Below are 12,628 nucleotides of genomic sequence, written 5' to 3' on the forward strand. Positions count from 1 at the left end.
TGCTTCGTCATGTCGATTCCTGTCCCTTCCCGAGATTAGGCCGAACCGGCGGGGGCTTGTCCATGGGCGGCGGCACCGGTCACGGTCAGGGCCTCCACTGTCGCACGCACGTCGTGCACCCGCAGGATGTCCGCCCCCACCGACGCCGCGAACAGCGCCGCCCCCAGCGATCCGCCCAGACGGTCCCCGGCGGTCTTCACCCCGGTCAGCCAGCCAATGAAGCCCTTGCGGCTTGCCCCCACCAGCAGCGGCACGCCCAGCCCCTCGAACAGCGGCAGGTGCCGCAGCAGCGCCAGGTTCTGCGGGAAGGTCTTGCCGAAACCGATGCCCGGATCGGCGATCAGCCGCCCCTGCGGGATACCGGCGGCACTGCAGGCCCCGATCCGCAGCCGCAATTCGTCGAAGACATCCAGCACCACGTCATCATAGGTCGGGTTCTGCTGCATCACCGTCGGATCGCCCTGAGAATGCATCAGCACGATGTCCGCGCCGGTCGCCGCAGCGGCCCCGAGTGACGCAGGATCATGCCCCAGCGCGCTGACGTCATTGATGACCGGCACGCCCAGTCCGGCGGCCTGGGTCATGATCCGGGCCTTGCGGGTGTCGATGGAGACCGTCAGCCCGTCGGCGAGCAGCGTCCGCAGCACCGGCTCGACCCGTCGCCATTCCTCCGCCTCCGCCACCGGCTCGGCGCCGGGCCGGGTGGATTCGCCGCCGACGTCGATGATCGCCGCGCCCTCCGCCGCCAACTGCCGCCCGCGCGCGATGGCCGCATCATGTTCGGCGGCGAGGCCCCCGTCGGAGAAACTGTCCGGGGTGACATTGACGATGCCCATGACGCGGGGACGTGTCGCCCGACGCCGCACGGTCGCCGCCTCGATCCCCCGCAGGGCCACCATCAGTGCGGGTCCTGCGTCGCCCGGCAGTGCCGTGGCAAGGGCAACGGCGCCGTCGCGGCCCGTGCGCCAGCGGCGCACCGTCTCCGCCCGGCTGAGGATATCGACGGCCAGCAGTTCCCCGGCCGGATCGCGGTGCGGCAACGCGTAGAGCCGCGCGTCCGCCAGGGCCAGATCCTCCGCCCGGGCGACCGTCCGCCATTCGCCTATGCCGGTTTCGCGTGTCATCCCCTGCGCCTAGCCCAAGCCGGGAACATCGGCAAGCTTCCTTGGTGGTTGTCGGAGCGTCCGTTATCGGCTCTGTTGATGGCAACCACACTTTTCAGCCGGAGCAGACACCGTGAACACGTTCGACGACCCCGCGACCCCGCAGAAGCTGGCGGAAGCCGCCGAGATCATCACCCGCAACCTCGACAAGGCGCTGGAGGAATGCGCGGAACAGGGGCTGGACCGGGAGATCTTCTCCGCCGCCGTCATGGCCACCCTTGTGCAGTCGATGCAGACCACGCTGGGTTCCGCCGCCAAGGACGCGCTGCGCGACATGGTGGAGCTGCTGGGCGCGGACGGCACCGACGGCCCCGCCAACTGAGGTCACAGCCATGACGGACGGCATCCTGCTTGCCCGCGACGGCGCCATAGCCACCGTCACCATCGACCGCCCGCAGGCCCGCAACGCGCTGGACCCGAAGGCGGCGGCCGCGCTGGGCCGGGCCATTGCGGAGGTGGAGGCGGATGACGCCATCGCCGCCGTGCTGCTGACCGGCGCGGGCGGGCGGTTCTGCGCCGGGGCCGATCTGAAGCAACTCGCCAGCGAGGGCGCGACCTACCAGGCCTGGGCCGGGACCGATGGCCCGCTCAGCCGCCCCTGCACCAAGCCGGTGATCGCGGCGGTGGAAGGACATGCGGTTGCCGGTGGGCTGGGCGTGGCCCTCTGGGCTGACCTGCGCGTGGCCGGCGAGACGGCGGTCTTCGGCGTCTTCTGCCGCCGCTTCGGCGTGCCGATGAGCGACGGCACCCCGACCCGCCTGCCCCACGTGGTTGGCCGTTCCCGTGCACTGGACATGCTGCTGACCGGGCGGGAGGTCCGCATCGACGAGGCACTGGCCATCGGTCTGGCCGACCGGCGGGCGGCTGCGGGTGAAGCCCTGAACGACGCCCGCGCGCTGGCGGAGGAGATCGTGCGCCACCCGCCGCTGGCCATGCGCGCCGACCGCGCCTCCGCCTGGGCCGCCTTCGACAGCAGCGAGGCCGAGGCCCTGATGGCCGAGGCGGTCCGTGCCGAGGCCGCGAAGCACACGGAGGCACAGGCCGGTGCCAGCCGCTTCAGCGCCGGCGACGGACGCGGCGGCCGCTTTCACGAGGAGTGAGGCGGAGAGAAAACCCACCGCATCGCCGCCTTGTAGGAACAGACACCGCCGCGGGACTTGATCCGGCGGCCCAGCAGTGCCGCACGAACGTGGGAGACCGGACACCCGGGTCAGGCCTGGGTGAGGCGTGGAACGGGACTGGGCGACTTGCGCACCCCTACAGCGGGTTGAAAGTCGTCCGGGCCATGAACCGCTGATGCAGCCTGCGGTTGGCGGCGACCGGGTCGGCGAAGGTGAGGGCCAGAGCGTCCGCCGCATCGGGGCTGGCCAGGCCCCGCGCCTTCATCTTCTCCTTCTTCTCCAGCAGGATATGGCCGGTGCTGTCGAAGCCGTACTCCGGTCCCTTCAGGTCGCTGATCAGGTCAGCGTCGTCGGGCAGCGCGCCGGTGCGCAGCCACTTGCGCATCCGGTCCCACATCTCCGCCCGGCGGTTGGCATAGTCCCGGCGCTGGCGCGGGGCGCTGCCGCCATTGACGTCATGCACCTTGCGGCCCAGCTGCCGCAGCCGGTCCACCACGCCGCCGCCCACGCCTGCCCCGTCTACGAAGACGCCATTGGGTTTCCACAACTCGATCCGGTCGTTGACGATGGCGGCGAACTGCATCAGGTCGAGACCCTGGTGACGCTCGATCTCGCCGACGACCCGGTTGCCCTGGCGCAGCAGGATGACGGAGCAATCGTCGCCGAAGCGGGCCACATCCACCCCCATCACACGCGGCGCCTCCGGGTCCAGATCCACCTCCCCCTGTCGCGCCCGTGCCGCATCCACCAGCCGCGCGGGTATGAACTGGCGCACGCTGGTGGCGGGGAACTCCCCCTTCACCCGCACCTTCACGAAGTCCGAATCGGGACCATAGTCGGCAATCCAGCGGTCGATCTGGATGCTGTTGGTCAGGCGGGTCGAGCGCGAATCCACCGTCCAGCACTGCCAGCGGTGGCGCAGCCCGTGGAAGCAGTCGAAGAACCGCCCCGTGGTCTGGGTCGGATTGCCGAAGACCACCCAGACGATCTCCGTCCCCCGGTCGATCAGCGATCCCTCCGTCACCTCCCAGATCAGGTCGGGAATAGCGCTGGCCTCGTCGAAGACCAGCAGCAGCCGTTTCTCCAGATTGTGCAGCCCCGCAAAGGCTTCCGTCTGGGTCAGCGACCAGGGCACCATGTCGATGCGCCAGTTGCCGGAACTGCCCGCCGCCTTCGCCCGGATCGAGTTCGACATCTGGCTGAACCGGTGCCGCACCCGCGCCAGCCGATGCCACTTCGACAGCTCCGCCCAGGTCTTGGTGCGCAACTGGGTCTCGGTATTGGCGGTGACCGTACCACGCGTGTCCTCCATGGTGGCGATGGCCCAGAGCACCAGCCAGGACACCAGCGCCGACTTGCCCACGCCATGGCCGCTGGACACCGCGATCAGGGTCGGGTCGGTGGGCTGTTCCGTCCTCAGCCCAGCCCGAAGCCGCGCGCCGATGGCGTCCAGCACCTCGGCCTGCCAGCGGTCCGGCCCCATGTGCCGACTCAACGGCGTCCCCTTCCGCCCCCACGGAAAGGCCCAGCGCACGAAGCCCAGCGGATCATTGCGAAAGACGGAAAGCCGCTGGTCGAGGGCATGCTCTCTGGCGACGGCCTGCGGATCAGTCTCCGGCGCGGCGGTCTTGCGGCGTCGGCTCGGGGCGGGTCTGGCGGTCTCGGAATCTGGCGCTGTCACAAGGCGACCTCCGGTTCATGGCTGCGATGCCATGGACCCTAGGTGCCTGAATGGAAATGAGTTCCGGGGGATGTGGACAGTTGGAGCGGGTAGGGGGAATCGAACCCCCGCGTTCAGCTTGGGAAGCTGACAGGCTACCATTACATCATACCCGCCGGGTGGCCTCGCCAGCGCGTCAGCCACGGACAAGCGCATAACCGGAATCAGGGGCGCTGGCAAGCGGGGCTGCGCGGGTGCAGTGGTGCAATCGGCCTCACACGTCCCCATCACCCCCGCGTGAGCGGCGGGGGCAGCGCGTTGACAAGGGGGGCGGACCTGCCCACCTTCGCCGGATGCCGGGCGGAGGGTGAGGCGAATCAATGTCTTGTCCCGACCGTGCCGGAACAGACCGGGAGTGACCATGACCGATGCCGCGCTGAACCCCGTCCATCCGGGCATCGACCCGGCAAAGTTCCGCGATCCGGCGACCACTGCCGATGGCAGCACACGGGCCTCCGTGGCGCTGAAGCGGCTGGCGACGCTGTGGTTCAATACCGGCACCCTGTGCAATCTGGAATGCGCCAACTGCTACATCGAGTCCAGCCCGAGCAATGACCGCCTCGTCTATCTGACGGCGGCGGAGGTGCAGCGGTTCCTGGACGAGGCGGACGCGCGCGGCGGCACCGCGGAGATCGGTTTCACGGGCGGGGAGCCGTTCATGAATCCGGACTTCCTGCCGATGCTGCGCGACGCGCTCAGCCGGGGCTATCGCGTGCTGGTGCTGACCAACGCCATGCGGCCGATGATGAAGTGCGCCGATGGTCTGCTGGCGCTGCGGCAGGAGTTCGGGGAACAGCTTCGGGTGCGGGTCTCCATCGACCATTACGCGGCACGGCTGCACGAGCTGGAACGCGGGAGCCACGCCTGGGAACGCATGCTGCCCGGCCTCGACTGGCTGGCGGCGAACGGGTTTCATCTCTCGGTGGCCGGGCGCACCATGTGGCAGGAAACGGAGGCACTGTTGCGCGCCGGGTTCGCGCGGTTGTTCGCGGAGCGCAACATCGGCATCGACGCGCAGGACCCGGAGCGGCTGGTGCTGTTCCCGGAAATGGACGGCTCGGCGGACGTGCCGGAGATCACCACCGCCTGCTGGGGCATCCTGAACGTCAGCCCCGATGCGATGATGTGCGCCACCTCGCGCATGGTGGTGAAACGCAAGGGGGAGCCGGCGGCGACCGTGGTGCCCTGCACCCTGCTGCCCTACGACGAACGCTTCGACCTGGGTGAAACACTGGAACAGGCCGCCGCCGACGTGCCGCTGAACCACCCCCATTGCGCGCGGTTCTGCGTGCTGGGCGGGGGGTCGTGCAGTGTCGGCTGAAACAGGTGCCGGGACCGCGCGGGCGTGACTCGCCCGTCCAGTCCCCCACACTGATGCGGCACGCTGGATGCCCGGATCAAGTCCGGGCAAGACGTCTTGGGGAGGTGGTGGCCGTGCGGCGATTGCACTGTCCTGTTCCGTTCACACGGGCGATCCCTACCGTCTGTGGCCGCGTGCCCTCCCCACCACGACGCTCGCGGACTTGATCCGCGAGCCCAGTCTCCAACCCCGGTGCGGCACGCCGGTTCCGGCAAGACGCGTGCAAACTGCTGATCCGGCAATCCGCTCGCTGGACAATCAACGGGGTGCGCCGGATACTCCGCGGCATGTCCGCAGAACAGCAATTCGATACCGATGGCCGCTATGTCGCCCGCACCGGCGACCTGACGGTGCGTGTGAAGCCCGTGTATCTGGCGAAACAGTCGGAACCGGCAAAGAGCCGCTACGTCTGGGCCTATGAGGTGACGATCGAGAACGGGGGCCAGGACACGGTGCAGTTGCTGGACCGCTACTGGCACATCACCGACGGCAATGGCCGTGTTGAGGAAGTCGAAGGCCCCGGCGTGATCGGCAAGCAACCGATCCTGCAACCGGGGCAGAGCTTTTCCTACGCCAGCGGCTGCCCGCTGAGCACGCCCAGCGGCATCATGGTGGGGCACTACGGCATGCTGTCCGGCACCGGCGAGCGGTTCCGCATCGCCATCCCGCCCTTCTCCCTCGACCTGCCCCGCCGGGCCACCCAACTGAACTGAATTGGACCCGCATGGGTGATCCCCGGGGCATATTCCTGATCAACGGCATCTTCGCGGTGATGCTGGCGGCTGCCATGCTGATCCCGGCGGCGGTGGACCTGATGGCAGGGAACACGGACTACCAGGTCTTCCTGGCCGCGGCGTCCGCATCCGGTTTCGTGGGCGGCACGGTGGTGGCCTGCACATGGCGGCGGGGCATCCGGCTGACCCTGCGCGGGGCCTTCGTGCTGACCACCTCCGTCTGGCTGGTGCTGCCGACACTGGCCGCGCTGCCCTTCGCCATGGCGGGACTGGAGATGTCCTATACGGATGCCTTCTTCGAGGCCATGTCGGGCCTGACCACCACCGGTTCCACCGTCATCATCGGGCTGGACAATGCGCCGCCCGGCATCCTGATCTGGCGTTCCATCCTGCAATGGCTTGGCGGGGTCGGCATCATCGTCACCGCCATTGCCGTGCTGCCGCTGCTGCAGATCGGCGGCATGCAGCTCTTCCGCATGGAAAGCTCGGAAAGCTCCGACAAGGCCATGCCGCGCGCGGCGCAGATCGCCGGCGCGACCGCCGTGATCTATCTGGTGCTGACACTGGTCTGTGCCGCGTTGCTGTGGGGCACCGGGCTGGGGGCCTTCGACGCCATGGCCCATGCCATGACCACCGTCGCCACCGGCGGGTTCTCCACCCGCGACGCCTCGGTGGGCGGCTTCGCCAACCCGCACATGGAATGGATCATCATCGTCTTCATGGTGTTGGGGTCGCTGCCCTTCGTGCTCTACCTGCAGGCGGTACGCGGGCGACCGATGGCCCTGTGGCGCGATACCCAGGTGCGCTGGTTCTTCCTGACCGTCGGCGGGCTGCTGGCGCTGGTGGCGCTGCTGACCGACCTGTTCCTGCATGTGGAACCGCTGGAGGGTCTGCGGCTGATGCTGTTCAACGTCATCTCGGTCATGACCGGCACCGGCTATGCCTCCGCCGATTATGGCGAGTGGGGGCGCGCCGCGACGGTGGTGTTCTTCTTCGCCATGTTCATCGGCGGCTGCGCCGGGTCCACCAGTTGCGGCATCAAGATCTTCCGCTTCCGGGTGATGTTCGAGAATGCGCGGGTGCAGATCCGGGAACTGATCCGGCCCAACTCCGTGCTGGTGCCACGTTTCAACGGTCGCCCCATCGAAAGCCATGTGACCGACGCGGTGATGAGCTACTTCTTCCTGTTCGCGATGGTGTTCGCGATCCTTGCCTTCCTGCTGACGCTCACCGGTCTGGACATGACGACGGCATTGTCCGGCGCCGCGACCGCCGTGGCGAACGTCGGCCCCGGACTGGGCGACATCATCGGCCCCAGCGGCAATTTCCAGCCCCTGCCGGATACCGCCAAATGGCTGCTGTCGGCGGGCATGCTGCTGGGCCGGCTGGAACTGTTCACCGTTCTGGTGCTGTTCACCCGCCGGTTCTGGGTGGCCTGAACCGCAACCGGGGCGCGACCGGACGAGCGATTGCGGCAAAGCTTACCGTTGCGGCACAGGCGTCTTGCATGTCACGTTTCAGCCAACAAGAAACGCGCGCCCGGAGGACACCGCACCATGGCAAATACCTATCCCGTCAGCGACGATTGGGCGGCAAGCGCCCACGTGGACAACGACACCTACCTGGCCATGTACAAGCGCTCCGTTGAGGACAACGAGGGCTTCTGGGCGGAACACGGCAAGCGCATCACCTGGTCGAAGGACTACACCCAGGTGAAGGACGTCTCCTTCGACGCGGATGACCTGCACATCAAGTGGTATGCCGATGGCGAACTGAATGCCTCCGCCAACTGCCTCGACCGCCATCTGGCCGACAAGGGCGACCAGACGGCGATCATCTGGGAGGGGGATGAGCCCGACCAGGACGAGAGCATCACCTACCGCGACCTGCATGAACGCGTCTGTCGCCTGTCCAACGGGCTGAAGGCGCGCGGTGTGCAGAAGGGGGACCGTGTCACCATCTACATGCCGATGATTCCGGAAGCCGCGGTCGCCATGCTGGCCTGCGCCCGCATCGGCGCGGTGCATTCCGTCGTCTTCGGCGGCTTCTCCCCCGAGGCCCTGGCGGGACGGATCGAGGATTGCGAGTCCACCTGCGTGATCACGGCGGATGAGGGGGTGCGCGGCGGGCGCAAGATCCCGCTGAAGGCCAATACGGACGCCGCCATCGACGGGCACGGCCTTGACGTGAAGACCGTTGTCGTGGTCCGGCGCACCGGCGGAGACGTGGCCTGGAACGACAGCCGCGACGTCTGGTACGAGGAACTGACGGCGGCGCAGTCCGCCGACTGCCCGCCGGAGCCGATGAATGCTGAGGATCCGCTGTTCATCCTCTATACCTCCGGCTCGACGGGGAAGCCGAAGGGTGTGCTGCACACCACGGGCGGCTACATGGTCTATGCCTCCATGACCCATGAATATGTCTTCGACTACAGGCCGGGGGAGGTCTACTGGTGCACCGCCGATGTCGGCTGGGTCACCGGCCACAGCTATATCCTCTACGGACCGCTGGCCAATGGTGCCATCACGCTGATGTTCGAAGGCGTGCCGAACTATCCCGACAATGGCCGCTTCTGGCAGGTCTGCGACAAGCACAATGTCAGCCTGTTCTATACCGCGCCGACCGCCATCCGCGCGCTGATGGGTGCGGGCGACGGCCCGGTGAAGGCCGCCAGCCGCAAGTCGCTGCGCCTGCTCGGTTCCGTCGGGGAACCGATCAATCCGGAAGCCTGGCAGTGGTATTACGACGTGGTTGGTGACGCCCGCTGCCCCATCGTGGACACCTGGTGGCAGACGGAAACCGGCGGCATCCTGATCACGCCGCTGCCCGGAGCCACGGCCCTGAAGCCCGGCTCCGCCACCCGCCCCTTCTTCGGCATCAAGCCCATTCTGGTGGACGAGCAGGGCAAGGAACTGGAGGGTGCCGCCAGCGGCAACCTCTGCATCACCGACAGCTGGCCGGGGCAGATGCGCACGGTCTATGGCGACCATGAACGGTTCATCCAGACCTATTTCTCCACCTATCCGGGGCGCTATTTCACCGGCGACGGGGCGAACCGGGACGAGGACGGCTATTTCTGGATCACCGGTCGCGTCGATGACGTCATCAACGTCTCCGGCCATCGCATGGGCACCGCAGAGGTCGAGAGCGCCCTGGTCGCCCACGCCAATGTGGCCGAGGCCGCCGTTGTCGGCTATCCGCACGATGTGAAGGGTCAGGGCATCTATGCCTATGTCACGCTGAATTCCGGTGTCGAGAGCAGCGACGAGTTGAAGAAGGAACTGGTGCAGTGGGTGCGCAAGGAAATCGGCCCCATCGCCAGTCCCGACAAGCTGCAGTGGGCCCCCGGCCTGCCGAAGACCCGCTCCGGCAAGATCATGCGCCGCATCCTTCGCAAGATCGCCGAGGATGATTTCGGCAGTCTGGGCGACACCTCGACCCTGGCGGATCCGGCCGTGGTCGACGACCTGATCGAGAACCGCCAGAACCGGAGCTGACGGCAGCACCGGCAGGGTCAGATCGCGCTGCGGGGCACCACGCTCAGGATGCCCTGCCCGACGTCGTGAATGTCGGCGCGGACACGGTAGGTCCGGCGCAGCAGGCCCGCCTTCAGCACTTCTGCCGGTGTCCCGTCGCCGACCAGCCGCCCCCCTGAAAGGCACAGGATCCGGTCGGCGAAGCTGGCCGCCTGGGTCAGGTCGTGCATGGCCGCCACCGCGATGACGCCATCGGTCGCCACGCGCTGGCGGACCTGTTCCAGCACGACAAGCTGATGCCGCAGGTCCAGCGCCGACGTCGGCTCATCCAGCAACAGCACCTTCGGGCTGCGGAACATGGCCTGGGCCAGGAAGACAAGCTGCCGTTGCCCGCCGCTGACCTGATCCAGCGTGCGATGCTGGATCGCGTCCAGCCCGAAACGGGCCAGTGCCGACAGGGCGCCGTCAATCAGGTCGCGGGGAACGGACAGCGACAACGAGCGGATGCGGCCCAGCAGCACCACTTCCAGCAGGGTCAGCGACGATGTCGCGCCGGTGTCCTGCGGCATGTAGGCGATGTCCCGCCCCCGTGCGCGGCTGTCGAGCACCTGATCCCCCAGCGCGACAGATCCGCCATGGGCCTGCAACCCTGCCACGGCCCGCAGCAGGCTGGACTTGCCTGATCCGTTCGGGCCGATCAGGGCAGTGAAGGTGCCGGGGCGCAGGCTGGCGGATATGCCGTCCAGCACCCGTGTCCCACCATAGCGAACCGTCAGATTACCCAGACGAAGCATCACCAGAACCTCCTGCGGCCATGCATGATCAGAATGAACAGGAACGGCACACCGATGACGGCGGTGACGATCCCGATGGGGATGACCGAACCGGGGGAAATCACCTTCGACAGGATGGATGCCCCCATCATGACAAGCGCGCCCATCAGCGCCGAAACGGGTTGCAGGAACCGCTGGTCCTCCCCCACCAGCATGCGGGCGATGTGGGGGGCCACCAGCCCCACGAAACCGATGGTACCGACGAAGGCCACCGCCCCGGCAGTCAGCAGGGCGACAACGGCGAAGACACGGATACGCAGGCGACGGACATCCACCCCGATGGCCGCGGCACGGTCATCCCCCATGCGCAGGGCCGTAAGCCGCCACATGTCGGGGATCAGCAGGGCGGCACCGGCGGCAACCACCAGTGCGGCGATGGGTACATTGGTCCAGTTGGCCTTGGTCATCGATCCGAACAGCCAGAACACGATCTGCTGCAACACCTCCGGCGATGCCATGTACTGGGCCATGGACTGCAACGACTGGAACAGGAACATGGTGGCGATCCCGGCCAGCACCATGACTTCCGCGCTCAACCCCCGCATGCGGGAGAAACCGTAAACCAGCACCGCCGCGACCAGGCAGGCGAACAGGGCCGCGACCGGGATCGACAGGGCGGGGAACACGGGCAGCGAGAACCCGGTGAGGATCGCCGCCGCGGCCCCGAAGCCCGCCGCCGACGAGAAGCCGAGCGTAAAGGGGCTGGCCAGCGGGTTGCCCAGGATGGTCTGCATGTGCGACCCGGCCAGGCCCAGCGCCGCACCGACCAGCAACGCCATGCAGGTCATGGGCAGACGGATGGCGTGGATGATGGCAACGGAAACCCGGTCGGCATCGCCGGGCCGGAACAGCGCCGACACGACCTCGCCGACATCCAGCATGGCCGGTCCGGTCAGAATATCGGCAATGATCGTCAGGCCCAGCACCAGCGTGGATGCGGCCAGCACGACCAGCCGCCGTGCGGTCAGGCCCTGATAGCTGGCGGGCGAAAAGGTATCGTTGGTCATGGTGTCACCCCTGCGGATCAGGCGAAAGGGTGCATGCGCGGTGGTCCTGACCACCGGCGCATGCGCCCGTTTCAGGTCAGGGCAGTTTCGTCATGTAACTGCCCCTGGCAGGGATCGGCAGATAGGTGTCGAAGAAGCTGTCCAGCGTTGCCTGCGGATCCAGATCGGCAAAGGCATCCGGATACAGCACCTTCCCGATGTACTGCAGGTAGGCATGGTCATACAGCGTCCGCGCACCACCATGGTAAAGCGCGTGAACCTGGCCATTCCTGACGGCCTTGAGGTCCTGCCAGCCCGGACGATCCAGATACGGCCGCAGCCGCGCATGGGTCGCGTGGGCGTCGATGCCCGGTCCCATGACCACGGCCTGATCCCGACCGATCCAGCCGGACCCGGCAACAAGGATCACGTCCGGGTCCTGTGCCAGCACGAATTCGGCGCTCAGCGGGCTCCACTTCGCGACCTGTCCGTCAGCAATGTTACGCCCCCCGGCTAGGTCGATCATGGCCCCCCACATGTGTCCGGCATAGGTATTGCCAAGCTCGTCCGGTCCCCGGTTGCCAAGCTCCACATAGACTTTCGGCGCGGATGTGGTGACCCCGGCGACACGGGCGCGCACATCCGCGACGGCGGCGGCATAGGCATCGGCCAGCGCCTTCGCACGATCATGCTGCCCCAGCACGGCACCCAGCAGCAGGGTGGACGCGACATGCCGCTCCACGGTCTGCGCGTTGTAGTCCGCAACGACAACGGGGATGCCTGCATCCTCCAGACGGTTCACCACGTCGCCGAGGGCATTGAACTGCCACTCCGCCAGGACAGCGACGTCAGGGCGGGCGGCCAGCGCCTTCTCGACGGAGAAGGTACCCGCATCGACCTCGCCGACATCGATCAGCTGTTCCAGCCGGGGATCGACGGCGGTATAGGCCTTCCATTGCAGGTTCCGCCAGCCTTCCCAGGCATCGCGGGAGATTGCAGCGACCCGGCCATAGGCATCCGGGCCGCCAACGGCATAGAAGTCCTCGAAATAGAACCCGAGCAGGATGCGCTCGGCCCTGACGGGGATCGTCACCTGGCGATCCAGCACATCGGTCACGGTCTTCGTTTCGGCATTGTCGGGACTGGCGGCGAGAATTGCGGGCGCAGCCACGGTGAAGGCAAGCGCCATGGCGGCGCCGGCGAACATACGTCGGTTCATCATCGGTTTTCTCTCT

Annotated in this window: 11 protein-coding genes and 1 tRNA gene; 6 read left to right on the forward strand and 6 right to left on the reverse strand. The window is 67.4% G+C overall.

Translation table 11 applies throughout. From position 1 onward, the window contains the following. Positions 1 to 35: 35 nt before the first annotated feature. Complete coding sequence (gene folP / locus QGV55_RS15620; RefSeq protein ID WP_281019724.1) at positions 36 to 1,124, reverse strand: dihydropteroate synthase; 1,089 nt, start codon at positions 1,122 to 1,124, stop codon at positions 36 to 38. Between the two features lie 112 nt (positions 1,125 to 1,236). On the opposite strand from folP, the gene QGV55_RS15625 reads away from it, so the two are divergent. Both QGV55_RS15625 and QGV55_RS15630 read left to right on the forward strand, forming a co-directional pair. Continuing rightward, positions 1,237 to 1,485, forward strand: coding sequence for a hypothetical protein (locus QGV55_RS15625; protein WP_281019723.1), 249 nt, complete (start codon positions 1,237 to 1,239; stop codon positions 1,483 to 1,485). Between the two features lie 10 nt (positions 1,486 to 1,495). After that, positions 1,496 to 2,263 (forward strand): crotonase/enoyl-CoA hydratase family protein, encoded by a 768-nt coding sequence (locus QGV55_RS15630; protein ID WP_281019722.1) that lies wholly within the window; start codon positions 1,496 to 1,498, stop codon positions 2,261 to 2,263. A gap of 157 nt (positions 2,264 to 2,420) precedes the next feature. Here QGV55_RS15630 and QGV55_RS15635 read toward each other — a convergent pair whose 3' ends face one another. Further along, positions 2,421 to 3,965, reverse strand: a complete 1,545-nt coding sequence (locus QGV55_RS15635) for a terminase (protein WP_281019721.1) — start codon at positions 3,963 to 3,965, stop codon at positions 2,421 to 2,423. Positions 3,966 to 4,046: 81 nt separating this feature from the next. Next, positions 4,047 to 4,120 (reverse strand) — tRNA-Gly (locus QGV55_RS15640). Positions 4,121 to 4,365: 245 nt separating this feature from the next. Between QGV55_RS15640 and QGV55_RS15645 the strand changes: the two genes are divergently transcribed. From QGV55_RS15645 to acs, 4 genes are all read left to right on the forward strand, one after another. Then, positions 4,366 to 5,325 carry a radical SAM protein gene (locus tag QGV55_RS15645; RefSeq protein WP_281019720.1) on the forward strand — a complete coding sequence of 320 codons (960 nt, stop codon included), beginning with the start codon at positions 4,366 to 4,368 and terminating at the stop codon, positions 5,323 to 5,325. Positions 5,326 to 5,651: 326 nt separating this feature from the next. Next, complete coding sequence (gene apaG / locus QGV55_RS15650; RefSeq protein WP_281019719.1) at positions 5,652 to 6,077, forward strand: Co2+/Mg2+ efflux protein ApaG; 426 nt, start codon at positions 5,652 to 5,654, stop codon at positions 6,075 to 6,077. Between the two features lie 11 nt (positions 6,078 to 6,088). Further along, positions 6,089 to 7,537: a TrkH family potassium uptake protein gene (locus QGV55_RS15655; RefSeq protein WP_281019718.1), complete on the forward strand. Its 1,449-nt coding sequence runs from the start codon at positions 6,089 to 6,091 to the stop codon at positions 7,535 to 7,537. Between the two features lie 117 nt (positions 7,538 to 7,654). After that, positions 7,655 to 9,595, forward strand: a complete 1,941-nt coding sequence (acs, locus tag QGV55_RS15660) for an acetate--CoA ligase (protein ID WP_281019717.1) — start codon at positions 7,655 to 7,657, stop codon at positions 9,593 to 9,595. 17 nt (positions 9,596 to 9,612) lie between these two features. Here the strand turns inward: acs and QGV55_RS15665 are convergent, their stop codons facing one another. The 3 genes from QGV55_RS15665 to QGV55_RS15675 form a co-directional block, all read right to left on the reverse strand. Then, positions 9,613 to 10,368 carry an ABC transporter ATP-binding protein gene (locus tag QGV55_RS15665; RefSeq protein WP_281019716.1) on the reverse strand — a complete coding sequence of 252 codons (756 nt, stop codon included), beginning with the start codon at positions 10,366 to 10,368 and terminating at the stop codon, positions 9,613 to 9,615. Then, positions 10,368 to 11,414, reverse strand: a complete 1,047-nt coding sequence (locus QGV55_RS15670) for an iron ABC transporter permease (protein WP_281019715.1) — start codon at positions 11,412 to 11,414, stop codon at positions 10,368 to 10,370. Before QGV55_RS15670 ends, QGV55_RS15665 begins: the two co-directional genes overlap by 1 nt. Before the next feature lie 76 nt (positions 11,415 to 11,490). Then, positions 11,491 to 12,612: an ABC transporter substrate-binding protein gene (locus QGV55_RS15675; RefSeq protein ID WP_281019714.1), complete on the reverse strand. Its 1,122-nt coding sequence runs from the start codon at positions 12,610 to 12,612 to the stop codon at positions 11,491 to 11,493. Positions 12,613 to 12,628 lie beyond the last annotated feature (16 nt).

This window comes from Minwuia sp. IMCC3009 (genome assembly GCF_029909415.1).
In the GTDB taxonomy this organism is placed as follows: domain Bacteria; phylum Pseudomonadota; class Alphaproteobacteria; order Minwuiales; family Minwuiaceae; genus Minwuia.